The sequence below is a fragment of the Allobosea spartocytisi genome (genome assembly GCF_014764685.1).
In the GTDB taxonomy this organism is placed as follows: domain Bacteria; phylum Pseudomonadota; class Alphaproteobacteria; order Rhizobiales; family Beijerinckiaceae; genus Allobosea; species Allobosea spartocytisi.
Genome location: NZ_JACXWY010000002.1, coordinates 207,519 through 230,935, shown reverse-complemented (window position 1 = coordinate 230,935; position 23,417 = coordinate 207,519). Strand labels below are relative to the sequence as shown.

26 protein-coding genes and 1 tRNA gene are annotated in these 23,417 nt (G+C 67.3%); 6 read left to right on the top strand and 21 right to left on the bottom strand.

Annotated elements, in window-relative coordinates; all coding sequences use genetic code 11:
* Positions 1–53: 53 nt before the first annotated feature.
* Positions 54–131: transfer RNA gene (locus IED13_RS03915), tRNA-Pro, on the bottom strand.
* 171 nt (positions 132–302) lie between these two features.
* On the opposite strand from IED13_RS03915, the gene IED13_RS03910 reads away from it, so the two are divergent.
* A complete protein-coding gene (locus IED13_RS03910; protein WP_142020713.1) occupies positions 303–899 on the top strand; it encodes a hypothetical protein in 597 nt (198 codons plus the stop codon).
* A 28-nt stretch (positions 900–927) separates the two neighbouring features.
* Here the strand turns inward: IED13_RS03910 and IED13_RS03905 are convergent, their stop codons facing one another.
* Positions 928–1,551 carry an alpha/beta hydrolase gene (locus IED13_RS03905; protein ID WP_038368265.1) on the bottom strand — a complete coding sequence of 208 codons (624 nt, stop codon included), beginning with the start codon at positions 1,549–1,551 and terminating at the stop codon, positions 928–930.
* A gap of 77 nt (positions 1,552–1,628) precedes the next feature.
* On the bottom strand, positions 1,629–2,561 hold the full coding sequence (locus tag IED13_RS03900) for a ring-cleaving dioxygenase (protein WP_191123440.1): 933 nt from the start codon (positions 2,559–2,561) through the stop codon (positions 1,629–1,631).
* A 233-nt stretch (positions 2,562–2,794) separates the two neighbouring features.
* On the opposite strand from IED13_RS03900, the gene IED13_RS03895 reads away from it, so the two are divergent.
* From IED13_RS03895 to IED13_RS03885, 3 genes are all read left to right on the top strand, one after another.
* Entirely contained in the window at positions 2,795–3,220 is a 426-nt protein-coding gene (locus IED13_RS03895) for a DoxX family protein (protein WP_191123439.1), read from the top strand.
* A 93-nt stretch (positions 3,221–3,313) separates the two neighbouring features.
* Positions 3,314–4,291 (top strand): LysR family transcriptional regulator, encoded by a 978-nt coding sequence (locus IED13_RS03890; RefSeq protein ID WP_191123438.1) that lies wholly within the window; start codon positions 3,314–3,316, stop codon positions 4,289–4,291.
* A 77-nt stretch (positions 4,292–4,368) separates the two neighbouring features.
* The gene (locus IED13_RS03885; protein ID WP_156116080.1) at positions 4,369–4,530 is read left to right on the top strand and encodes a hypothetical protein; all 162 of its coding nucleotides are present in this window, start codon (positions 4,369–4,371) and stop codon (positions 4,528–4,530) included.
* 131 nt (positions 4,531–4,661) lie between these two features.
* Here the strand turns inward: IED13_RS03885 and sugE are convergent, their stop codons facing one another.
* The 7 genes from sugE to IED13_RS29045 form a co-directional block, all read right to left on the bottom strand.
* On the bottom strand, positions 4,662–4,979 hold the full coding sequence (gene sugE, locus IED13_RS03880) for a quaternary ammonium compound efflux SMR transporter SugE (protein ID WP_112761875.1): 318 nt from the start codon (positions 4,977–4,979) through the stop codon (positions 4,662–4,664).
* Positions 4,980–5,156: 177 nt separating this feature from the next.
* Positions 5,157–5,648: a MerR family transcriptional regulator gene (locus tag IED13_RS03875; RefSeq protein WP_191123437.1), complete on the bottom strand. Its 492-nt coding sequence runs from the start codon at positions 5,646–5,648 to the stop codon at positions 5,157–5,159.
* A 41-nt stretch (positions 5,649–5,689) separates the two neighbouring features.
* Complete coding sequence (locus tag IED13_RS03870) at positions 5,690–6,004, bottom strand: integration host factor subunit alpha (protein ID WP_191123436.1); 315 nt, start codon at positions 6,002–6,004, stop codon at positions 5,690–5,692.
* A gap of 190 nt (positions 6,005–6,194) precedes the next feature.
* Positions 6,195–7,172 (bottom strand): beta-ketoacyl-ACP synthase III, encoded by a 978-nt coding sequence (locus tag IED13_RS03865; protein ID WP_038368276.1) that lies wholly within the window; start codon positions 7,170–7,172, stop codon positions 6,195–6,197.
* A gap of 12 nt (positions 7,173–7,184) precedes the next feature.
* Entirely contained in the window at positions 7,185–8,243 is a 1,059-nt protein-coding gene (gene plsX / locus IED13_RS03860) for a phosphate acyltransferase PlsX (protein WP_038368278.1), read from the bottom strand.
* 164 nt (positions 8,244–8,407) lie between these two features.
* Positions 8,408–8,968: a YceD family protein gene (locus IED13_RS03855; protein WP_191123435.1), complete on the bottom strand. Its 561-nt coding sequence runs from the start codon at positions 8,966–8,968 to the stop codon at positions 8,408–8,410.
* Positions 8,958–9,500, bottom strand: a complete 543-nt coding sequence (locus IED13_RS29045; protein WP_191123434.1) for a ubiquinol-cytochrome C chaperone family protein — start codon at positions 9,498–9,500, stop codon at positions 8,958–8,960. Before IED13_RS29045 ends, IED13_RS03855 begins: the two co-directional genes overlap by 11 nt.
* A gap of 149 nt (positions 9,501–9,649) precedes the next feature.
* Between IED13_RS29045 and IED13_RS03845 the strand changes: the two genes are divergently transcribed.
* Entirely contained in the window at positions 9,650–10,144 is a 495-nt protein-coding gene (locus IED13_RS03845; protein WP_081925652.1) for an outer membrane protein assembly factor BamE, read from the top strand.
* Between the two features lie 88 nt (positions 10,145–10,232).
* Here IED13_RS03845 and IED13_RS03840 read toward each other — a convergent pair whose 3' ends face one another.
* The 11 genes from IED13_RS03840 to glyA all read right to left on the bottom strand — a co-directional run bounded on the left by IED13_RS03840 (position 10,233) and on the right by glyA (position 21,737).
* Complete coding sequence (locus tag IED13_RS03840; RefSeq protein ID WP_191123433.1) at positions 10,233–11,159, bottom strand: DMT family transporter; 927 nt, start codon at positions 11,157–11,159, stop codon at positions 10,233–10,235.
* 197 nt (positions 11,160–11,356) lie between these two features.
* Positions 11,357–13,513, bottom strand: a complete 2,157-nt coding sequence (locus IED13_RS03835) for a sodium-translocating pyrophosphatase (protein WP_038368288.1) — start codon at positions 13,511–13,513, stop codon at positions 11,357–11,359.
* Positions 13,514–13,724: 211 nt separating this feature from the next.
* Complete coding sequence (allE, locus tag IED13_RS03830) at positions 13,725–14,525, bottom strand: (S)-ureidoglycine aminohydrolase (protein WP_142020708.1); 801 nt, start codon at positions 14,523–14,525, stop codon at positions 13,725–13,727.
* A gap of 33 nt (positions 14,526–14,558) precedes the next feature.
* On the bottom strand, positions 14,559–15,764 hold the full coding sequence (locus IED13_RS03825; RefSeq protein ID WP_191123432.1) for an MFS transporter: 1,206 nt from the start codon (positions 15,762–15,764) through the stop codon (positions 14,559–14,561).
* A 36-nt stretch (positions 15,765–15,800) separates the two neighbouring features.
* Positions 15,801–16,796, bottom strand: coding sequence for a thiamine-phosphate kinase (thiL, locus tag IED13_RS03820; RefSeq protein ID WP_191123431.1), 996 nt, complete (start codon positions 16,794–16,796; stop codon positions 15,801–15,803).
* Positions 16,797–16,956: 160 nt separating this feature from the next.
* Positions 16,957–17,424 carry a transcription antitermination factor NusB gene (nusB, locus tag IED13_RS03815; protein ID WP_112761867.1) on the bottom strand — a complete coding sequence of 156 codons (468 nt, stop codon included), beginning with the start codon at positions 17,422–17,424 and terminating at the stop codon, positions 16,957–16,959.
* The gene (gene ribH / locus IED13_RS03810) at positions 17,421–17,945 is read right to left on the bottom strand and encodes a 6,7-dimethyl-8-ribityllumazine synthase (RefSeq protein WP_038368300.1); all 525 of its coding nucleotides are present in this window, start codon (positions 17,943–17,945) and stop codon (positions 17,421–17,423) included. Before ribH ends, nusB begins: the two co-directional genes overlap by 4 nt.
* 186 nt (positions 17,946–18,131) lie before the next feature.
* Positions 18,132–18,779 carry a riboflavin synthase gene (locus IED13_RS03805; protein WP_112761866.1) on the bottom strand — a complete coding sequence of 216 codons (648 nt, stop codon included), beginning with the start codon at positions 18,777–18,779 and terminating at the stop codon, positions 18,132–18,134.
* The gene (ribD, locus tag IED13_RS03800) at positions 18,779–19,909 is read right to left on the bottom strand and encodes a bifunctional diaminohydroxyphosphoribosylaminopyrimidine deaminase/5-amino-6-(5-phosphoribosylamino)uracil reductase RibD (RefSeq protein WP_191123430.1); all 1,131 of its coding nucleotides are present in this window, start codon (positions 19,907–19,909) and stop codon (positions 18,779–18,781) included. The genes IED13_RS03805 and ribD overlap by 1 nt, the downstream gene beginning before the upstream one ends.
* Positions 19,902–20,396, bottom strand: coding sequence for a transcriptional regulator NrdR (gene nrdR / locus IED13_RS03795; RefSeq protein WP_038368308.1), 495 nt, complete (start codon positions 20,394–20,396; stop codon positions 19,902–19,904). The genes ribD and nrdR overlap by 8 nt, the downstream gene beginning before the upstream one ends.
* 42 nt (positions 20,397–20,438) lie before the next feature.
* A complete protein-coding gene (gene glyA / locus IED13_RS03790; RefSeq protein WP_038368309.1) occupies positions 20,439–21,737 on the bottom strand; it encodes a serine hydroxymethyltransferase in 1,299 nt (432 codons plus the stop codon).
* Between the two features lie 278 nt (positions 21,738–22,015).
* Here glyA and IED13_RS03785 point away from each other — a divergent pair, with 278 nt between their 5' ends.
* Positions 22,016–23,350 (top strand): hemolysin family protein, encoded by a 1,335-nt coding sequence (locus tag IED13_RS03785; RefSeq protein WP_038368843.1) that lies wholly within the window; start codon positions 22,016–22,018, stop codon positions 23,348–23,350.
* The last annotated feature ends 67 nt before the right edge of the window (positions 23,351–23,417 follow it).

The following is a 23,417-nucleotide window of genomic DNA, read 5'->3' as shown; positions in this document are numbered from 1 at the left end:
GCCGCGGTGAGCCCTTCGGGGCAAGGCTCACATGGTTTCTTCAGGAATTTGAATGGTCGGAGCGAGAGGATTCGAACCTCCGACCCCTTGTCCCCCAGACAAGTGCGCTAACCGGGCTGCGCTACGCTCCGACGGACCGGCTTATAGTGGTGGGCCGAACCGGATGCAATCCGCTTTGGAGCCCTGATGACAACATCCACGTCGATGTTCGCACGGGCCTCGCCACAATGCTGCCATAGTCGATGTTGCCCGCAGTCCGATTGCAACCTCTAGCTGCGCTCTCCACAGCTTAGAGACCTCCGATGATTCGCCTCCTTTCGCTTGCACTGATCGTCCTGTCGCTCGGCGGCTGCATCAGCGTTTCCAATACAATTCCAGCGGACGAGATCGCATCCTTCGGGTTGAAGTCGGTGCAGGTGGGCTACGACCAGAGCGCCGCCATCTGGTGGGGTGACGCAGAACGCGCCTATGCGGCCTCCAAGGGATTGCCGGCAATCCAGTCGGACGAACTCGGCAAGACCGAGGAAGGCCGTGCCTATGTGCGGGAAGCTGCGGCACGGAAGATCGCAACCGCATTGGAGAGGACGCTGAAGCCCGAGCTCTCCGGGTCGCGACCGGTCACGCTCCGGGTAACGATCAAAAACCTGATGATCAGCTCAGCCATTCAGCGGGTGCTGGTTGGCGGCGATCATCGCATTACGGCCCATGTCGATCTGATCGACGGCAAGAGCGGAAAGATCCTCCTTGCAGTGCCGGATCTCACGGTCAACGCGCTCGCCGGTCAGGGAATCGGTGGCGCGTTGCTCGACCAAGCCTTCATGCCTGATCCGATCGACCGCGTTTCCAGCAATTTCGCACAACGTTACGCCGACTGGCTCCTCCACAAGCAGCAATCCTAAAACTCGGGCGAGGAGCGCCGCCTCCAGATCAAACCCGCGCCAGCCAGTCTTTCAGCAGCCCGATATCCGCCTGGGTGAGTCCATGGCTCGCCGGCAAGCTGCGATGCTCCACGGTGGCACCGTCGGCCGCGAGCGTCTGCGCCAGCGCCTCGGCGCCGGCGGCAGGGACGATCGGGTCGAGCAGGCCCGAGAGCAGGAGCACGGGCTTGCCCGCCAGGTCGACACGCAGCGGCTGCCGGAAGGGCGGCATGGCGCGCAGCAGCGCCGCGCCGGCCAACGCCTCCGGCCGCAGCAGCAGGAGGCTCGCCGCGATGTTGGCGCCGTTCGAGAAGCCAAGCGCGATCGGCGCCGGCAAGCCGTAACGGGAGCGGGCCTCCTCGATGAAGTCGGCGAGTTCATGGGTGCGGCGGATCAGATCTGCCTCATCGAACACGCCTTCCGCCAGGCGGCGGAAGAAGCGCGGCGCGGCGCCTTCCAGCACCTTGCCGCGCGGCGAGAGCAGGCTCGCCCCCGGCGCGACGGTGCGCCCCAGGGAAAGCAGGTCGCGCTCGTCGCCGCCGGTGCCGTGCAGCAGCAGGAGCGGCTTGCGGGCGGCGTCGCTGCCCGGCTCGAAGACATGGATGAAGCCGGTATCGGCTGCGGTCGCGGTCATGAGGTCTCTCCCTTCAGGAAGCGGAGGAGCCGCCTCGCCCCCGCAAACGGCGAGCGAGGCGGCGGTGATGGTCGCCGTCAGGCGAGCTCGGGCAGGACGGCTTCGATCTGCGCGCGATGCGCCTCGAGGCCGGCCGGCAGCTTGAGCGAGCGGCCGAGCTCGGCGGCCAGCTCATCCACGGCGAAGCCGGGGATGTCGGTCGCGATCTCGAACAGGACATGGCCGGGCTCGCGGAAATAGACCGAGCGGAAATAGTTCCGATCGCGCTGTTCCGTGGGGCTGATGCCATGGTTCTGGACAAGACGGCGCACCATCTCCTGCTGCGCGGCGTCATCGGCCGCCCGGAAGGCGATATGGTGGACCGAGCCCGTGCCCTGCCGGGCCGGCAGGAAGCCGCCGGCGACGCGCAGGTCGATGACGCCGCCGATCTGCGTGCCCTTCACCGCATAGCGGATCAGCGTGTCCTCGCGGGCGGCCTCGGCGAAGCCGAAGACGTCGGTGAGGATCGCCGCCGTCGGCGCCGCATCGGCCAGGAGCAGGCTGACGCTGTGGAAGCCACGGATCGCGTTCTCCGGGCCGATGCCGCCATCCGTCCAATAGGGCTCGGCCTCGACGCCGGCCAGGCCGACGAGCGCAAGCCGCATCCCGTCCGGATCGCGGAAGCTCAGCACGGTTTCGCCGAAGCGCTTCAGCGGCGCCTCATGCGGCACGCCCTGCTCGACGAAGCGGTGCGCCCAGAAGCCGATGGAGCCTTCCGGCACCCGGAACACGGTTTCCTGCGTCTCGCCGACGCCGAGACGGCCCGGCGCCGCATGCTCCCAGGGGAAGAAGGTCAGGATCGAGCCCGGCGCCGCGTCGGCATCGCCGAAATAGAGGTGATAGGTGCCGGGATCGTCGAAATTGACGGTCTTCTTGACCAGGCGCAGGCCGAGCACGCGGCTGTAGAAATCGAGATTGCGGCGGGCGGGGCCAGAGATGGCGGTGACGTGGTGAAGCCCATTGATCTGCATGATGACGGTCCTCCGTTCCAAAGGCGTTTCAGGAGAGCGCCGCCCGCCAAAGGGCCGGTTCGGCGTCGCTGTTGGCCGAGAGATTGGCAGCATCGGCCCGGAATGCCAGAGGTAGCTCATTGCTTTGGTGCAATGTCATGAGATCGAAATCACAATTTGAATTGCTGCATGTCCCGGACGATTTTGGGTGGCGAACGATACCGCCCACCCCTCACCCAACCGGAGACACGACCATGACCGATACCCGCCTCGCTCCTTACGGCGCCCTCGCCTTGCGCATCGCGCTCGGCGCCATGTTCATCGCCCATGCCTATCTCAAGCTCGTCATCTTCACGCCGGCCGGCTTTGCGGGCTTCCTCGGGCAGGTCGGCCTGCCGGGCTTCCTCGCCTGGCCGATCATGCTGGCGGAGCTTCTCGGCGGCCTCGCCATCCTGCTCGGCTTCTACGGCCGCTATGTCTCGCTGCTGCTGATCCCGATCCTGCTCGGCGCGCTGATGGTCCATGCCCCGAATGGCTGGGTGTTCAATGCCCCGAACGGCGGCTGGGAATATCCGGCCTTCCTGGCGCTGACCGCCTTCGCCCACGCCCTGATCGGCGATGGCGCCTTCGCGGTGAAGCCGGCGCCGTCGCTCCTCGATGCGAAGCCCGCCCTCGCCTGACGCTGCCTGACTTCAGCACCGAGCCTCCGTCCGACGCCGGCCATGGCCGGCGTCGGTCTTGAACGTGACGATGCCTTGGCGGAAACTGACCGGATGACGTCTTCCCCTCGCCCCTCCGCCGCCAAAACGCTCGCCTGGGACGATTTCCGCCTGATCAAGGCCGTCGCCGACAAGCGGGCCCTGCCGGCGGCTGCCGACGCGCTCGGCGTCAACCACTCCACCGTGTTCCGACGGCTCGGCCAGATCGAGGAAGCGCTCGGTGTCAGGCTGTTCGAGCGGCACCGCAGCGGCTATGTCGCGACGCCGGCCGGCGAGGAGATGGTCCAGCTCGCGGGCCGGGTCGACGACGACATCCACGCCTTCACGCGCCGGCTCGCCGGCCAGGAGATCAAGCCCGCCGGCGAATTGCGGATCGCCACCAACGACACGTTGCTGGTCGATCTGCTGACACCGGTCTTCGCGAAGTTCCTGGCGCAATGCCCGGATATCCGGCTCGACATCCTGATCGGCAACCAGGCCGCCAATCTCTCCAAGCGCGATGCCGACATCGCGATCCGCGCCACCGACAATCCGCCGGAGACGCTGATCGGACGCAAGCCCGCCCGCATCGCCTGGGCGCTCTATGGGCGCAGCGCCGACTTTCCCGGCCCGGAGCTGCCCGCGCGCGAGGCCCTGTGGGAGCACAAATGGGTGTCGCTCGGCGAGCAGTTCACCATGCTGAGCGCCGTGCGCTATCTCGCGCGCCATGTCGCGCCCGAGCGGGTCGTCTACAAGCTCAACACGGTGCTCGGCCTCGCGGAAGCGGTCGAGGCCGGCATCGGTATCGGCTTCCTGCCCTGCTTCATCGGCGATACGCGGCCCGGATTGACGCGGCTTGCCGAACCCGATCCCGACCTCTCGGCCGATCTCTGGCTGCTGACCCATCCCGATCTGCGGCATACGCCGCGCGTGCGGCTGTTCCTCGACTTCGCCGCCACCGAGCTGGCGCGTCTCAAGCCGCTGGTCGAGGGCGACAGGATCATCGGACGGGCAGAAGCCGTCACAGCAACCGGCGCCGAATCCCCAGCTTGACACCGTCCGTCCGGCGGCGGTCGCCCCCGGATTTGGCGGGCGGTGCGAGCTTGCCCTATGCTCGCGCCATGGAGATCATGATCCCCCTCATCGCCGGGCTGGCGCTGTTCTGGCTGATTGGTCGTGGCGTTCCCTGGAATGCCAAGCTGACGACGATCGTGGTGACGCTCGCCATCGTCCTGCTGATCGTGGCGCTCGAACGCGGCGGCTACTGGCCCGAGGCCTTTCGCCGCCGCTAGAGCATTTTCGAGCGAAGTGGAAACCGGCTTTCGCGAGAATCCCGCTCTCACTCTTCGGTCAGAGACGGATTCGGATGTCAGATGGGATCGCCTTGCGACCCATCTGACATCGTCCGGCTCTCGCCGAAGCGTCAGGCCGAGACCAGCTTGAGCCCGACGATGCCCGCCACGATCAGGCCGATGCAGGCGAGACGCAGCGCGCCAGCCGGCTCGCCCAGCAGGACCATGCCGAGAATGGCGGTGCCGGTCGTGCCGATGCCCGTCCAGATCGCATAGGCCGTGCCGACCGGCAGGTTCTTCAGGGCGAGCCCGAGCAGGCCGACGCTGATCACCATGCTGGCGAGCGTGAAGACGGTCGGCATGAGGCGGGTGAAGCCCTGCGTGTATTTCAGGCCGATCGCCCAGCCGACCTCGAACAAACCCGCGATGAAAAGATAGAGCCAGGCCATGACGGCGCTCCTCGGAAATCCGGCGAGGTCGTCCACGCCTGTCACATGAAAGGGCTGCTAGCCGGGGTCGTCCCCGGTAGGGGAACCTAATGCGCAAGCAGCGGCAATCAAGCGCCGGAGCGCAGCCATGGGTCAGACTATGTGCTAACCGGGCAAGCGCTCGACCGCTTGCTACACTCAGGCCGGCTCGGCGGCGGGCTTCAGCGCGCGTTCGAGGATGCGCCGGCACTCGCCGAGCTCGGCCATCACGGCCGTCAGGACCGTGATGTCGTCGAGCCCTTCCGGGACGGGCGGGTGCCGGGGCGCCCTGTCATCGGCGTGAGGCGCCTCGCCTGCGTGATCGGCGCGCGCCGGCGCGGATGACGAGCCGGCGCCGCTGGCCGGGCCGATGGGCCCTCCGCGTCCGATGGCCTGGACATGGCGCGGCCCCTGCTCCTTCAGGATCCGCTGCAGGCCCTTGATCGTATAACCCTCGCCGTACAACAGGCGGCGGATGCCCTTGAGCAGGGCGACGTCGTCAGGGCGGTAGTAGCGGCGTCCGCCGCCGCGCTTCAGCGGCTTGATCTGGTTGAAGCGGGTTTCCCAGAAACGGAGCACATGCTGGGGAACGTCGAGGTCCTCTGCGACCTCGCTGATGGTTCGGAAGGCATCGGGGCTCTTGGTGTCCAATTCGGCCTCCGCATCTGCTTCGCCGGCGTGGAACTCCAGATTCACTCGGTCTCGCCCTCACCCGTCTGCCCGTTGATGCGGGCCTTCATCACGTTCGAGGGCTTGAACACCATCACGCGACGCGGCTCGATGGGCACCTCAACGCCAGTCTTCGGATTACGCCCGATTCGCTCGCCCTTGTCTCGCACAACGAACGAACCGAACGAGGACAACTTCACGTTCTCGCCGCGTGCGACCGCGTCGCAGATCTCGTCGAGCACCGCCTCGACCAGTTTCGACGCCTCCGTGCGGGACAGCCCGATCTTCTGGTAGACAGCCTCGCACAGATCCGCACGAGTCACCGTTTGCCCCGACATTCATATCCTCCAGAGGCGCATCATCGACGGCGGCCGCAGCCTCCGCCCTTCGCCAAATACGGACGGCGGACGCTAGGCGCCCGCGCTGTCCCGGTCAATCCTCGAACGCGGGATTAGCGGCCACGCCGACGAAAATCGACCCGAATCGGCAAGAAAAACGTCACAATTTAAGCAAATGCCGCAAACCGGCTCACCACCGGATCAGCGCCGACCCCCAGGTGAAACCGCCGCCCATCGCCTCGATCAGCACGAGCTGACCCGGCTTGATCCGGCCGTCCTTATGTGCCTCCGCCAGCGCCAGCGGAATCGAGGCGGCCGAGGTGTTGCCATGGCGATCCACGGTCAGCACGACATGGTCGTGGCTGATCCCGAGCTTGTCGGCGGTGGCGTCGATGATGCGGCGGTTGGCCTGGTGCGGCACGAACCAGTCGATGTCGGTACCGGAGAGCCCCGTCTCGGCGAAGGTATGGCGCACCGTCTCGGCGAGGTTGTTGACGGCGTGGCGGAAGACTTCCTTGCCCTCCATGCGCAGGAAGCCGACCGTCTTGGTCGAGCCCGCGCCGCCATCGACATAGAGCTTGTCCTTGTAGCGACCATCCGAGCGGATATGGGTCGTGAGCACGCCACGGTCGGCGAGCGTCCCCTCGCCGGGAACGGCCTTCAGCACCACCGCGCCGGCGCCGTCGCCGAAGAGGACGCAGGTCGCGCGATCCTCCCAGTCGAGAATGCGCGAGAAGGTCTCCGCGCCGATCACGAGCGCGGTCCTGGCGCCGCCCGTCGTGAGGAACTTGTCCGCCGTCGCCAACGCGAAGACGAAGCCGGAGCAGACCGCCTGCAGGTCGAAGGCGACTCCGCCGGTGATGCCGAGCGCGGCCTGGATCTGAGTCGCGGTGGCGGGAAAGGTATGGTCGGGCGTCGCGGTCGCGACGATGATCAGGTCGATCTCGGCGGCGTCGATGCCGGCATCGGCGATGGCGTCCTGCGCGGCCTTGAGGCCGACCACGGAGGTGGGCTCGTCATCGGCTGCGACATGGCGCTGGCGGATGCCGGTGCGCTGGACGATCCACTCGTCGCTGGTGTCGACGCGCGTGGCGAGTTCGGCATTGGTGACGATGCGGGCCGGAAGATAGGAGCCGCAGCCGACGACCTGTGAGCGCAAGATGGACAAGGAGACTATTCCCTATTCGGCGTCGGCCGGCTGCGCGGCGACAGGCGCCGGCTGCGTGCTCGCGGCGACCATCTCGCGCAGCTTCGCCATCAGATCCTCGCGCGCCATCTCATAGGCGAGCTCGGCCGCGCTGGCGAAGCCGATGGCATCCGTACCGCCATGACTCTTGATGACGATGCCTTCCAGCCCCAGGAAGACGCCGCCGTTGGATTTGCGCGGATCGAGCTTCTCGCGCAGCGCCGAGAAGGCGCCGCGGGCGAAGAGATAGCCGATCTTCGCCATCAGCGAACGGCTGATGGCGGCACGCAGATAGTCTGTGACCTGGCGCGCCGTGCCTTCGGCGGTCTTGAGCGCGATGTTGCCGGTGAAGCCTTCCGTCACCACCACGTCGACCGTGCCCTTGCCGAGATCGTCGCCCTCGACGAAGCCATGATAGGTCAGATGCGGCAGGTTGCCCTCGCGCAGGATGCGCCCGGCCTCCTTCACCGCCTCGACGCCCTTGATCTCCTCGACGCCGACATTCAGCAGGCCGACCGTCGGCCGGTCGAGATCGAAGACGACGCGGGCCATGGCCGCGCCCATCACCGCGAGATCGACGAGATGGCGGGCATCGGCGCCGATGGTCGCGCCGACATCGAGCACGATGCTCTCGCCGCGCGCCGTCGGCCACAGGCAGGCAATCGCCGGCCGGTCGACCTGTGCCATCGACTTCAGGCAGAATTTCGACATTGCCATCAGCGCGCCGGTGTTGCCGGCGGAGACGGTGACATCGGCCTCGCCGGTCTTGGTCGCGTCGATGGCGCGCCACATCGACGATTTATAGCGGCCGTAGCGCAGCGCCTGGCTCGGCTTGTCGTCCATCTTCACCGAGACTTCGGTATGATGGAACGTCGTGACGGCCTTGAGCTTCGGGTGCTGCTCGACCAGAGGCAGAACCTCCTTCTCGTCGCCGAAAATGACGAAGCGCGCATCCGGGCGTCGTTCCAGCATCAGGGCAGCGCCGGGAATGGCGACGGAAGGGCCGTGGTCCCCGCCCATCGCATCGAGCGCGATTGTAACCGGTCTTGTCATGGAGTTCTGGTGTGTCCCGGGAGCGGCCGACCTTCGATCCCGGGCGGCTCTTTGCCGGCCGGACAATAGCGGTTTAGCGCCAAGCCGCAAGCGGCGGAGGCGGTTTGGCGCCGCTCAATCATTGTTGCGATCCGTGTCCGCGGCCGCGCTGCCCGCTGCCCGCGTCACGTGGCGTCCCGCTTCAGCTTCGCGAGCGCGGCGAAGGGCGAGAGCTCTGCGGAATCCGCCGCCGGCGCCTCGAAGCTCACGCCCGGCTTGCGCGGGTAGGGATCAAGCGAGAGCGCCAGGAATTCGAGCGTAACGCTACCCAGGTCGATGACGCCGTCCACGATGGGCTCCGGCGGGTCCTCCTCGTTGAGCAGGACCTCGATGTCGATGTCCGCATCGCCCGAATCGGTGCGGCGAGCGGCGGCAAGCGCATCGTCCTGCGGTGCGAAATCGAGCTTCACCGGCACGTCGAGCCGGACCGGGAAAGGCTCGAGCGTGACGATGCAGGTCTGATGCAGCCGCGCCTCGATGCGGCCCTCGAGCTTCACCCGTTCGCCATTGCGCGAGAGCATATAGCGCGCCTCGAGCGCCTCCAGGGAGGCGAGGTCGAGCATCGCGGCGATGCCGGCCAGCTGCTGCGGCTCGGCCTTGACCACGGCCTCGGTGCCGCGCAGGCGGATGAGCTCGACGCGGATGGGGTGGCTCAAGGGCAAGACGCGCCCGTGATCAGGCGTCATGCACGGCCTCCTGGCTGACGAAATCGGGAAAAAGCGGCTCGCGATGCAGAAGCGCTTCGAGGTCGAGGGCGGCGAGCCCGGCCTGCGCCTCGCGCAGATAGGTGGCGACGGCGGAAGCACCCTGCTGCGAGGCATTGCGGTGCAACGCTTCCGTCAGCGCCTCGGGATCGGATCCGGCAAAGGCCGGCTCATAGGCCTGGATGCGGCCATAGAACATCTGGCCGATCTTCTTCATCCGCTTCGGCACGGCGATGTCGCTGACGCCGCCATTGCGGAAGCCCAGCTCGAGATAGGCGAAGCAGGCATCGATCAGCTCCTGCGAGAGATCGCCCGCAGGCGGCGGCAATTCGCGCAGCCGCCGCAACACAAGAAACATGTGCAGGGTCAGCGATTCGAAGCGGCCCTCGAAGCTGTCGGGAATGCCGCCCGCGAGATAGAGCCCGGGCTGACGCGACGCTTCCGCGACGCGCCCGAACAGCGCATCCACAGGTGCGCGCCGTTGCGCGCGCTTGCCGAACCAACCGAAAATCACGCTCTTGCCTCCGCCCGGCCGCGTCGCGGGCGTCCTCGCCTTGCCAAAGCCATCCTCGGGCGTTACGCCAACCCTGCCCCTTTTGACAAGCGGCTTGGAACGGTCACCCGGCCCTCCACGTCCGCCCTCGCCTTTCGGATCGTGCCCGCATGACCCAGATTTCCCGCCGCGCCGTTCTGCTCGGAGCCCTCGCGACCTCGTCCCTGACGCTGGCCGGCTGCGGCCCCGATGCCGGCGGCTTCGTCCTGCCGACATCGACCGGCATGAACGAGGAATTCACCCGTGGCTTCGTGATGGACGACTCGCTCGTCGCGCAGGTCAAGGTCGGCATGGACGTGCAGTCGGTGCTGCAGATCCTCGGCACGCCGTCGACGACCTCGACCGTCGGCAACCGCACCTTCTACTATATCAGCCAGCGGATGCGCCGTCGCTTCCAGTTCCAGGACCCGCAGGTCATCGACCAGAACGTGCTGGTGATCTATTTCAACAAGAGCTTCAAGGTCGAGCGCATCGCCAATTACGGGCTGCAGGACGGCGTGATCTTCGACTTCATCAGCCGCACCACCCCGGCCGGCGGCCAGGAGCAGAGCTTCCTGCGCAACCTGTTCCGCGGCGTCACCAAGTTCAACCCGCTCGGCGCCTGAACGGCTCCCACGCGGTCCGAAGACAGGAGAACCCCGCGACGAGGTCGCGGGGTTTCTTTTTGGGCCATTTCGGGATGTGCACCGGCCCTCAGGCAGGCCGGGCCTGCTTTTTCTCCGGCAGGGTCATCGCCATCACCCCGACGACCACCAGCGCAAGACCGGCCCAGGCCGTCGGCTGCAGGCGCTCGCCCAGGAAGACGAGGCCGATCGCCACGCCGATCGGCACGCGCAGATAGGACACCGCCGTCGTCCCGACCGAGCCGAGCGTGCGGATCAGCCGGAAATAGATGGCGAAGGCGAGCGCCGTCGAGAATACCGACAACGCCAGCAGCGCGAGCAGGGATTCCTGCGAGGGCGCCAGCGTCCAGGGCCGGTCGACGACAAGGGCGGCCGGGATCAGCAGCGCCGTGCCGGTCAGCATCGAGCCGGCCGCCGGCAGCAAGGGATCCATCCCGGTGAAATGCCGGCCGAACAGCGCCGCGCAGGCATAGGCGATCGTCGCCGCGACGATGGCGAGCTGCGGCAGGGCTTGCGAGCCCAATCCGGAAAAGGCGTCGACGCCGACGATCAGGCTGATGCCGGCGACGCCAGCGGCGACACCGAGGCCCTTGCGCCAGTCGGGGCGCTTGCCGGACATCAGCACGAGCGAGATCAGGAAGACGAAGACAGGCGTGGTGCCGTTGAGGATCGAGGCGAGGCCGGCATCGACGCTGCGCTCGGCCCAGGCGATCAGCGTGAAGGGCACGACGCTGTTGAGGCAGGCCTGGGTCAGGAAGCGCCGCCAGGCGGTCAGATCCCGCGGCATCCGCAGGCCGCGGCCCCGGATGACGGCGAGCAGGATCAAGCCGGCGATCAGCGTGCGGGCGGCGATCAGGGTCAGCGGCGGGATCGTCTCCACGCCGAGCTTGATGAAGGTGTAGGAGCCGCCCCAAAGCGTCGCCAGCGCCAGCAACAGGGCGAATTCGGTGCTGCGGTTCGGGGTCGCGGATGTGGCTTCGAGCGCTTGCGTGGACATGGTTCCTCCTCGGTCGCGGGGACCATGCCAGCACTTCGCGCCGACAGCATGCGGCAACACTACGCTCCCGGCCGTAGCTTGCGGGCTTGATTCAAGGCGTTGCCGATTTGATTCAATCGGCCGCAGCAAGCCATTGCCAAAAAAGAAGAACCCGCGACTTTCGTCGCGGGCTCCAGATGTTCAGGCGATGCCTGCGCTCAGCTATGCGCCAGGATCGCCAGCAGCAGCAGGGCGATGATGTTGGTGATCTTGATCGCCGGGTTCACGGCGGGGCCCGCCGTGTCCTTGTAGGGGTCGCCGACGGTATCGCCGGTCACCGAGGCCTTGTGCGCGTCCGAGCCCTTCATGTGGCGCACGCCGTCCTTGTCGACGAAGCCGTCCTCGAAGCTCTTCTTGGCGTTGTCCCAGGCGCCGCCGCCCGACGTCATCGAGATCGCGACGAAGATGCCGGTGACGATCACGCCCATCAGCATGGCGCCGACGGCCGCGAAGGCGTTGTTCTTGCCGGCGATCCAGTAGATCACGAAATAGGTCACGATCGGCGCCAGCACCGGCAGGAGCGAGGGCACGATCATCTCCTTGATCGCGGCCTTGGTCAGCAGATCGACGGCGCGGGCGTAATCGGGCCGCTCCGTGCCCTGCATGATGCCGGGCTTCTCGCGGAACTGCCGGCGGACTTCCTCGACCACCGAGCCCGCCGCGCGCCCGACCGCCGTCATGCCCATGCCGCCGAAGAGGAAGGGGATGAGGCCGCCGAGCAGCAGGCCGACGACGACATAGGGGTTGGACAGCGAGAAATCGAGCGTGACGCCCTTGAAGTACTGGAAGGCCGTGCTGCCCGCCTTGTTGGCCTCGGTGATGAAGAAGTTGAGGTCCGAGGTGTAGGCGGCGAACAGCACCAGCGCCCCGAGGCCGGCCGAGCCGATCGCATAGCCCTTGGTGACCGCCTTGGTGGTGTTGCCAACCGCGTCGAGCGCGTCGGTGGAGTGGCGGACCTCCTTGGGCAGCCCCGCCATCTCGGCGATGCCGCCGGCATTGTCCGTCACCGGACCGAAGGCATCGAGCGCCACGACGACACCGGCCAGCGCCAGCATGGCCGTGGTCGCGATCGCGATGCCGAACAGGCCGGCGAGGCTGTAGGCGGCGATGATGCCGGCGATGATGACGATGGTCGGCGCCGCCGTCGCCTCCAGCGAGACCGCGAGGCCCTGGATGACGTTGGTGCCATGGCCGGTCACCGAAGCCTGGGCGATGGAGACGACCGGGCGCTTGCCGGTGCCGGTGTAGTATTCGGTGATGATGACGATGCAGAGCGTCACGGCAAGGCCTACCAGCGCGCAGCCGAAGAGGTTGCCGGAGGTGAAGGTGACGTTCTGGACCGTCGTGAAGCTGGTGGAGAAGCCGCCGAACATGACGTAGTTCACCACCGCGATCGCGCCGACCGAGAGCACGCCGGCCGCGATGAAGCCCTTGTAGAGCGCGCCCATGATCGACTGGTTGGCGCCGAGCTTCACGAAGAAGGTGCCGATGATCGAGGTGACGATGCAGGCCGCGCCGATCGCCATCGGATAGAGCATCATCGTGCCCAGCGCGGGCTGGCCGGCGAAGAAGATCGCGGCGAGCACCATGGTCGCGACCAGCGTCACCGCATAGGTCTCGAACAGGTCGGCGGCCATGCCGGCGCAATCGCCGACATTGTCGCCGACATTGTCGGCGATCGTCGCGGGGTTGCGCGGATCGTCCTCGGGGATGCCGGCCTCGACCTTGCCGACGAGGTCGGCGCCCACATCCGCGCCCTTGGTGAAGATGCCGCCGCCGAGACGGGCGAAGATCGAGATCAGCGAGGCGCCGAAGCCGAGCGCCACCAGCGAGTCGATGACGGTGCGGCTCGAAGGCTCGAAGCCGAGGAAGGAGGTCAGGACGCCGTAATAGACGGCGACGCCGAGCAGCGCGAGGCCGGCGACCAGCATGCCGGTGACCGCGCCGGCCTTGAAGGCGACGTCGAGCCCCTCGCCGAGCGACTGCATCGCCGCCTGTGCCGTGCGGACATTGGCGCGCACCGAGACGTTCATGCCGATGAAGCCGGCGCTGCCCGAAAGCACCGCGCCGATCAGGAAACCGATGCCCACCCACTTGCCGAGCAGCCAGGCCAGCACGACGAAGAGGACGACGCCGACCATGGAAATGGTGAGATATTGGCGCTTGAGATAGGCTTGAGCGCCTTCGGCGACCGCGCCGGAGATCTCCTGCATGCGCTGGTTGCCGGCATCGCGCTTCATGACGTCGCCATAGGCCCAGATGCCGTAAGCAATCGACAGCGCACTCAATACGATGATGAGAAGCAGAGCTGACATTCGGTTTCCTACCTTGAGCTTCCGGGCTGTCGGGAGCGCTGTCGCTCCTCTTTGCAGCGTTGGACGTCAGGCAGCGAAAAAACGGGCCCTGAAGACTAAAAGGCCCGCCTTGCGTCGCCTGTGTCAGGCGAATTTGTGGCAAGTTTCGGCGGTGAGCGCAAACGGCTGCGCTTACAAATTTCGTCGAATGTCAGGTACGGGCGATTCAGGCTCAGAGCGCGACGTCGCGGTTGACGTTCTTGTAGAGCAGGTAGCAGGCGTCGCCATGGCCGGTCGGGTAGAATTGCTGGGGGCAAAAGCCGCCCATCCAGATGAAATCCCGCTCCCAGATCTCGTGCCAGTCCTGATCGAGGAAGTAGAGCCCCTGCCCTTCCAGCATATAGAGGCCGTGCTCCATCACATGGGTCTCGACCGCCGGGAAGCAAACTCCCGGCTTGAACCACATCAGGTTCATCTCGAAATCGAAGCGCATATCGCCATAGGGCAGCAGGAACTGGAAGCCGCGCCCCTCCATGCCGGTATGATTCGTCATCGGCACGGCGTCGCGATGCGACAGGATCGATTCGGGAACGGCGAGGCCGGGCGCCGGCTCGTAGCGTTTGCGCAGCGCCAGCACATCGGCGCGACTGCCCGTGTCGTTGCGCAGCGTGAAGCGCGTGCCGGGCGGCAGATAGGCAAAGCCGCCGGGGCCGAGCGTCCGGCTCTCGCCACCTTCGATGGCGAAGGCGATCTCGCCGGAGAGGACATAGTAGAAATGCTGGATGTCCGGCTCGCCGAAAGGAGCCGGCGTCCCGCCGCCAGGCGCGATTTCAAGCACATATTGCGCAAATCCCGCCCCAAGCACGGGCCCGGCAAGAATGCGGACGACGGTGCTCGCCCAATGCGGCAGGCGGCTGATCAGGACGCCTTCGGGCGGCATGAAGGCATAGTTCCGCTTCACCACGCCGCGGTTATGGCCGATCGCGCCGGGCGGCACGCGGCCGGTGGCAGGCGGAAAGCTGCGGTCGGTCATCCGTTTCCCCGGCATCGTCAGATCAGGAGGGCTTCAGGCCAGCCCCACGCGCTTCTGCGTGCGCTGCCAGATCACCAAGAGCAAGGCAAGCGCGACCGGCGGAAAGACGAGCCAGTTCACGGTTTCCCAGCCGCCATGGCTGAGCAGGCCGCCGGACGAAAACGAGGCGATGGCGACCGAGCCGAAGACGAGGAAGTCGTTGGCCGCCTGCACCTTCACCCGTTCTTCCGGCCGGTAGCAATCCGTCACCAGCGCGGTGGCGCCGATGAAGCCGAAGTTCCAGCCGATGCCGAGCAGCACCAGCGCCAGCCAGAAATGGCCGACGCTGAGGCCCGTCAAGCCGATGATCGCCGCCAGCGCCGTCAGGGCGAGGCCTGTGATCGTCACCGCCTCCTTGCCGAAGCGTTCGATCAGCTTGCCGGTGAAGAAGCTCGGCCCATACATGCCGAGCACATGCCATTGGATGCCAAGCGCGGCATCACCGACCGAATGGCCGCAGGCGACCATCGCCATGGGCGCGGCCGTCATCACGAAGCTCATCAGCCCGTAGGCCACGAGCGCGGCGATGACCGAGGCAATGAATTTCGGCTGGCGCATGATCTGGCCGAGTGGCCGGCCGAGATCGCTACGGACCGTCTTCACCGGCGGCGCGTGCAGTTGCGAGACGATGCAGATCGCCAGCAGCGCCAGCGCACCCTGGGCGAGGAAGCTCGCGGCGAAGGGCGCGGATGGCGTCAGGTCGCGGGTCCAGTAGACCGATTGCGGACCGATGATGCCCGCCGCCAATCCGCCGAGCATGACCCAGGAAATCGCGCGGGGCCGGAAGCTCGCGCTGGCGGTATCGGCGGCGGCGAAGCGATAGCTCTGCACGAAGGCACCGTAGAGCCCGCAGATGAAGGTGCCGAGGCAAAACAGCCCGAATTCCCTGGAGGCGACGCCGCCAGCCGCCAGGCTCGCTCCCGTGGCCCCGACAAGCGCGCCGATGAGATAGCCGCCGCGCCGTCCGAAACGGCGCATCAGCATCGCCGCCGGAATGACGCCGGCCGCGATGCCGAGCTGCAGCAGGCTGACCGGCACGGTGGCGAAGGTCTTGTCCGCGGCGAGCTGGGCGCCGACGAGGCCGCCGAGCGAGACGACGATCGCCGGATTGGCGCCGCCGAGCGCCTGGGCGCCGGACAGCACGAGCGCATTGCGCTTCGCGAGCCTGTCGCCCTCGGCGACCTGGACATGCTGGTTCATCGCCACGCCATTCCGCGGCGCCGCGGGGCGTCGCTTTCAGAAATGAGAGAAGGAGCCGTGCGCGAAACCCTGCGCTGCGCCCTTTCCGCTGTAACGCACCGCGCCCGCCCCGGAGACGATCCGGCCGATCGGCGTCAGCGGAACCGCATGCTCCGCGGCCGCCGCAATCAGAGAAGAATACTCTCCTTCAGGCGCCGTGCAGAGAATTTCGTAGTCGTCTCCTCCGGTCCAGGCCAGTTCCGCCAGCGCGGGATCGGCCATGAGCGCGGCGCGGGCCGGACCGGACAGCGGAACGGCGTCGAGGTCGATCTCGGCCCCGACTCGGGAGGCCTTCAACATCTTGGCGAGGTCGCCGACGAGCCCGTCCGAAATGTCCATGGCGGCGCTGGCATGACGCTGGAGCGCCTCGGCCAGGGTGGTGCGCGGCTGCGGATGCAGATAGCGGTCGGCCAGGAACCCACGCTGGCCGTCATCCAGCGCGGCGACCCAGCCGGGCTTGTCCGGACCATGCACCTTGAGGCCGAGGGCGCCATCGCCGATGGAGCCGGAAACGAGCACGACGTCGCCGGGCTTCGCGCCGGCACGGCGGACCATCCGGCCGGCGGGAACCGCACCGAAAGCGGTGATCGAGAGGGTGAGCGGCCCGGAGGTCGAGACGGTATCGCCGCCGATCAACGGGCAGCCGGCCTGTTGCGCGAGACGGCCGAGGCCCGCGGCAAAGTCCTTCAGCCAGCCTTCGGTCCAGTTGCGCGGCAGGGCGATGGTGAGGACGAAGCCCTCGGGCTTCGCCCCCTTGGCGGCGAGGTCGGAGAGGTTGACGGCAAGCGCCTTCCAGCCGATCGCGGCCGGCGGATCATCCGGGAAGAAATGCACGCCGGCGACCAGCGCATCGGCGGTGACGACGACCTCATAGCCGCGGCCCGGCCGCAGCAGCCCCGCATCGTCGAGGAGGCCGAGGCCGCCCGGCCCGGCCAAAGGCGCGAAATAGCGCTCGATCAGCTCGAATTCGCCGGGGCGCTGGTTATCGGCCATCGTCGACCGGCCTCCAAGGGTTCCGAGCCTGTCCGTCGTCATTCCGGGCAAGCTGCAATAGCAACGCCGACCCGGAATCCATCATAGAACGCGACGCCCGACGATGGTTTGCGGATCTCCGCTTCGCTGCGTCCGGAATGACGGCGTAGAGCTCAATGAGCTAAGCCGCCGGAGCGTCGAACTCGTCGGCGCGGAAGTCGCGGGCCATGCGGTCGAGCACGGCGTTGATCATGCCGATCTCTTCGCCGTCATAGAAGGCACGGGCGACCGCGACATATTCGGAAATGACGGCGCGGGCCGGCACGTCCTTGCGGAAGGCAAGCTCATAGGCGCCGGCACGCAGGACGGCGCGGACGACCGCCTCGACGCGCTTCAGCGGCCAGTCCTTGGCGAGAAGCTCATCGACGGTGCGATCCACCAGCCGCTGCTCGCGCACGACACCGCCGAGCAGGTCGCGGAAGAAGGCGATCTCCGCCTTCGGCAACTCGATCTCTTCGACCTCCTGGCCGATCCAGAAGGCCTCGAACTCGGCCATGGCCTCGGTGACGCCGCGGCCGCCGATCTCCATCTCGTAGAGCGCCTGCACGACCGACAGACGCGCGCCGCGCCGCATCTCGGCGCGGCTCATTCCGGTTGCTCCGGATCGGCGGCCTCGGCCAACGAGCGCTTGTAGCGCAGCACGGCGAGCGCGGCTTCGGCCGCGCCGCCGCCCTTGTCCATCTCGGAGCGGTTGGCGCGGGCCCAGGCCTGCGCCTCGTTCTCGACGGTGAGGATGCCGTTGCCGAGCGGCAGGGCGAAGGCGACCGAGAGGTCCATCAGCGCGCGCGAGCTTTCACCCGCGACGATGTCGTAATGGCCGGTCTCGCCGCGAATGACGGTGCCGAGCGCGACGACGGCCTCGTAAGGATCGACCGACTCGTCGGCGGCGCGCAGGCCGATGACGATCGCCGAGGGAATTTCGAGCGCGCCGGGCACGGTGACCACGTCGACGCGGCAGCCGGCCTTCTCGAGCACGGCAGTGGCGCCCGCCAGCAATTCATCGGCGAGCGTGTCGTAGAAGCGCGCCTCGACCACGAGCACGCGGGCGCCCTCGATGTCGAGCGCGGGAGTTGCGGCCTCGTCGGCCGAGATCTGCCGGGGTCCGGCCATGGTTCTTGTCCTTGTTGCAGTCGACTCCGGTCCAATGACCGGATCACACAGCCCTCATCCTGAGGAGCCATTTCCACAGAAATGGCGTCTCGAAGGATGGTCCAGAGCACGCTGGAACATCCTTCGAGACGCCGCTTCGCGGCTCCTCAGGATGAGGGCTCGAATTCTCGAATTGAGCGCAGGCTCTTACCCCTGCGGGCGCGCCTCCGCAAGCCGCGCGGCATAGCGCGCCATCAGATCGACCTCGACATGGACGGCATCACCCTCCTTGCGTTGCCCCCAGGTGGTGACGGCGAAGGAATGCGGGATCAGCAATACGGTGAAGACGTCGTCCTCGACCGTGTTGATGGTGAGCGAGGTGCCGTCAAGGCAGATCGAGCCCTTGGTCGCGATGAAGCGCGCCAGGCCCTGCGGCGCCCGGATGTGGAAGCGGGCGGTCGCGCCCCAGGGCTCGTCGGGATCGGCTTCGATCGCGTCGATCTTCAGGATGCGGCCGACACCGTCGACATGGCCGACGACGAGATGGCCGCCGAGCTCGTCGCCGACCTTGAGCGAGCGCTCGAGATTGACCAGCGTGCCGGGTTCCCATTCGCCGACCAGCGTCTTGGCCAGCGTCTCGGCCGCCGCCTCGACCTGGAAGATGCAGCCGGGCTCGCCATCCGTGCGCGGCCGGAGCGCCGTGACAGTGAGGCAGACACCGGCGCAGGCGATCGAGGCGCCGATGGCGATACCGTCCGCCTCATAGGGGCAGGCGATGGCGAGGCGCTTGAGGTTCGGCCCCTTGCGCTCGGATTCGACGACCTCGCCGATGGCGGTGACGATGCCGGTGAACATCAGCCTCTCCTCACGAATTGCTCGAAACGATCGCCGCCGATCCATTCGGTTTCGGCGAGGCGGTAAAGATCGGGGTCGGCCAGCAGCCCGGCAAGGCCCGGACGCACGGCAACAATGCCGGGCTGACCCAGCATTTTCGGGGAGGTCGAGACGATGACCTCGTCGGCGAGCCCCGCCAGCGCCAGCTTCTCGCCGATGCGCGGGCCCCCTTCCGAGAACACGCGGGTGATGCCGCGCGTGCCGAGCAGCTTCAGCGCCTCGCCAAGGTCGAGATGACCGTCCGGCGCAGCCGAAACGCGCATGACCTCGACGCCGGCCGCGACCAGCGCGGTTTCCGGCTCGACCGGCGCAGTCTCGGCCGCGATCACCCAGACCGGAACCTCGCGGGCGGTGCGAACGAGCCTCGCCGTCAGCGACAGCCGCAAATGGGTGTCGAGGATGACCCGCACGGGCGAGCGCTCCGCCATGCCAGGCAGGCGCACCGTCAGTTGCGGATCGTCCGAGAGCACCGAGCCGATACCGAGCATAATCGCGTCGTGATGCGCCCGCTGCAGATGCACCCAGGCCCCGGCCGCCGGACTGGAGACGGCGATCGGCTTGCCCCCTGCCCCGCCGGCATAGCCATCGGCCGTGCGGGCGATCTTGAAGGTCACCATCGGCCGGCCTTGCGTCACCCGCAGGACATGGCCGCGATGGGCGCGCTCTGCCTCCTCCCGCAACACCCCGGTGACGACCTCGATGCCGGCCGTGCGCAGCAATGCATGGCCGAGACCGGCGATGAAGGGATTCGGGTCCGTTATGGCCGAGACGACACGCCTCACGCCGGAGAGAATCGTGTGCTCGACGCAAGGAATGCCGCCGCGCAGCGAACGATGCGAGCAGGGTTCGAGCGTGACATAGAGCGTGCCGCCCATCGATGCGGCGCCCGCCCGCGCGAAGGCCAGGGCCTCGCCATGCGGGCGCCCGCCGGCTTGCGTCAGCCCGCGCGCCACCACGATGGGCCCGTCCGGCGTATCGCGCGTGACGATGGCGCCGACCGAAGGGTTCGGCCAGGTCGCACCGAGATTGCGAGCGCCATAAGCCAGCGCCTGCGCCATGAAGACGCGGTCGACCGCGTCTCGGTCAGTCATCAGCGCGGGGCGGCGGGGCGGAAGCGGCCTCCTCCTCGATGGTGCCGAGCTGGCCGAGCAGCTCCTCGAAGTCCTTGGCCTCGCGGAAGTTCTTGTAGACCGAGGCGAAGCGGACATAGGCGACGTCGTCGAGGCCTTTCAGCCCCTCCATGACCAGTTCGCCGATGGTCGAGCTCGGGATCTCCGCCTCGCCCGAGCTTTCGAGCTGGCGCACGATGCCGTTGACCATGCGCTCGATACGCTCGGGCGCGACCGGGCGCTTGCGCAGCGCATGCGCGATCGAGGTCTCCAGCTTGTCGCGGTCGAAAGGCGCGCGCCGGCCCGAGCGCTTGACCACGGTGAGTTCGCGCAACTGCACGCGCTCGAAGGTGGTGAAGCGGCCGCCGCAATCGGGACAGACCCGGCGGCGGCGGATCGAGGCATGATCGTCGGTGGGACGGGAGTCCTTCACCTGCGTGTCGAGGGAGCCGCAATAGGGACAGCGCATTCCGGTTCGCCAGCCTTTCTCAGAGCCCCTTCGAGACCATCCTCAATAGATCGGGAAGCGCGCGGTGAGCGCCTTGACCTTGGCGGTCACGGCCTGCTCGACGGCGGCGTTGCCGTCCTCGCCATTGGCGGCGAGACCGTCCAGCACCTCGGCGATCAATTCACCGACCTGCTTGAACTCGGCGATGCCGAAGCCGCGCGAGGTCGCCGCAGGGGTGCCCAGACGGATGCCGGAAGTCGTCATCGGCTTCTCCGGGTCGAAGGGGATGCCGTTCTTGTTGCAGGTGATGTGGGCGCGGCCGAGCGCCGCTTCCGCCGCCTTGCCGGTCAGCTTCTTCGAGCGCAGATCGACCAGCATCAGGTGGTTGTCGGTGCCGCCGGTGACGAGGTCGAAGCCCTTCGCCTTCAGCGTCTCGGCCAGCGCCTTGGCGTTGGCGACGACGGCATGGGCATAGGTCTTGAACTCGGGCTGCAGCGCCTCGAGGAAGGACACCGCCTTGGCGGCGATGACATGCATCAGCGGGCCGCCCTGGATGCCCGGGAAGATCGCCGAGTTGATCTTCTTCGCCAGCGCCTCGTCATTGGTCAGGATCATGCCGCCGCGTGGGCCGCGCAGCGTCTTGTGCGTCGTGGTGGTGACGACATGAGCATGCGGGAACGGCGAAGGATGCGCGCCACCGGCGACGAGACCAGCGAAATGGGCGATATCGACCATGAAATAGGCGCCGACCTTGTCGGCGATCTCGCGGAAGCGGGCGAAGTCCCAGTGGCGGGCATAGGCCGAGCCGCCGGCGACAATGACCTTCGGCTTGTGCTCGACGGCGAGACGCTCCAGCGCGTCATAGTCGATCAGCTGGTCGACGACGCAGACGCCGTAGGAGACGACGTTGAACCATTTGCCGGACTGGTTGACCGGCGCGCCATGGGTCAGGTGCCCGCCGGCGGCGAGATCGAGGCCCATGAAGGTGTCGCCGGGCTGCATCAGGGCCATGAAGACGCCCTGATTGGCCTGCGAGCCCGAGTTCGGCTGGACATTGGCGAAGCTGCAGCCGAACAGCCGGCAGGCGCGCTCGATGGCGAGCTTCTCGGCGATGTCGACGAACTGGCAGCCGCCATAGTAGCGCCGGCCGGGATAGCCCTCGGCATATTTGTTGGTCATCACCGAGCCCTGCGCCTCGAGCACGGCGCGGGAGACGATGTTCTCGGAGGCGATCAGCTCGATCTCGTCGCGCTGGCGACCGAGCTCCAGATCGATCGCGCGGGCGATCTCGGGATCGGCATCATGCAGCGAGGCGCCGAAGAAGGAGTTCGAGAGGTGCTTGTCGCGCGCGGCTTCGCTCATATCCGGCTCCTGAAGTTCGGCGGCCGGCCACGAACCGGCTCCATCGCCGGCTCCCTATCATGCGGCGGGGGGCTGTCCAAGCGTTTCCCCTACCCCGAGGCATTGCGCCGCTCGCCGAGGCGCCGCCGCCGCCCGCGGGCACGGGCTCTAGCCAGCCGCGGCCCCGGCATGTTAGTTGCGAAATATCCGCGTCAGGCGCGGATGCGGCGGCATCCAGCGCGATGCCGCCTTTTTTGTTCTCCGGCGTGGCGACACGCCGCAACCTTCCAGAGGAGATCATGCCTGCGGGCGATGGCAGTAGCAGTTGGGTCGACGTTCTCGGAATTCTGTCGGTCCTCATCCTCGTTGCCGCGAACGGCTTTTTCGTCGCGGCGGAGTTCTCGCTCGTCGCGGTTCGCAAGAGCCGGGTGACGGAGCTGGTCGCGGCAGGCCGCATGAATGCGACCGTCCTTCAGCGCGCGCTCGACAATCTCGACTCCAACCTGGCCGCCACGCAGCTCGGCATCACCATATCCTCGCTCGCCCTGGGCTGGATCGGCGAACCCGCGCTGGCGCATCTCATCGTTCCGCTGCTGGGGTGGCTGCCGGAGGGGCTGATCTCCTTCGGCTCGCACGCCATCGCCGTGGCGATCGCCTTCATCATCATCACGACCCTGCACATCGTGCTGGGCGAGCTCGCGCCGAAAAGCCTCGCACTGCAGCGCAGCGAGGGCACGGCGCTGTGGATCGTGCGCCCGCTCGGGCTGTTCCTGTTCCTGCTGCGGCCGGCCATCGTGACGCTCAACGGGCTCGGCAACCTCGTCCTGCGCGCCTGCGGCCTGCGGCCGGGCGCAGCGGAAGGAGCATTGCACTCGCCCGATGAGCTGAAGCTGCTGGTTCAGGCCAGCCAGGAAGCCGGCATCTTCGAAAGGGCGCAGCAGGAGGTGCTGGTCCGGGCGCTGAACATCGGTGACCTGCGGGTCGCCAACATCATGACGCCTCGCCACGAGATCGAGTGGATCGACGCCGAAGAAACGCGCGAGGACATGATCCGCATCATCCGCGCCTGCCGGCACGAGCAGTTGCTCGTCGGGCGCGGCAGTATCGACGAGCCGCTCGGCATGGTGCTGAAGAAGGATCTTCTCGACCAGTTCCTGGACGGGCAGCCGCTCGACCCCATCGCGGTGATCCGCGAACCGGTGATCGTCCATGAGGCGACATCAGCGGTGAAGATTCTCGAGCTCTTCAAGCGCTCGCCGCTACGCCTGGCGACGATCGTCGACGAATATGGCAGCCTCCAGGGCATCGTCACGCAAACCGACCTGCTCGAGGCCATCGCCGGCGCCCTGCCCGCCACGGAAGGCGAGGATCCTGACGTCACCGTGCGGGAGGACGGCTCGCTGCTGATCGACGGCATGATGCCGGCGCACGAGGCCCTGAGCCATCTCGGCATCAGGCCGCAATCCGCCGACGGCGATTTTCACACCGTCGCAGGCTTCGCGCTGTTCCAGCTCGGGCATCTGCCCGATGTCGGGGAAAGCTTCGTTTTCGACGGCTGGCGCTTCGAAATCGTCGACCTCGACGGCCGCCGCATCGACAAGCTCCTGGTGCGCCCGGAGTCTGCCCCGCAATAGGCGCGCCTCGTGTATCGGTCCGGCGTGGCCGCCGGTGCTCCCGCGTCTCCGCGACGCGCGGCCCGGA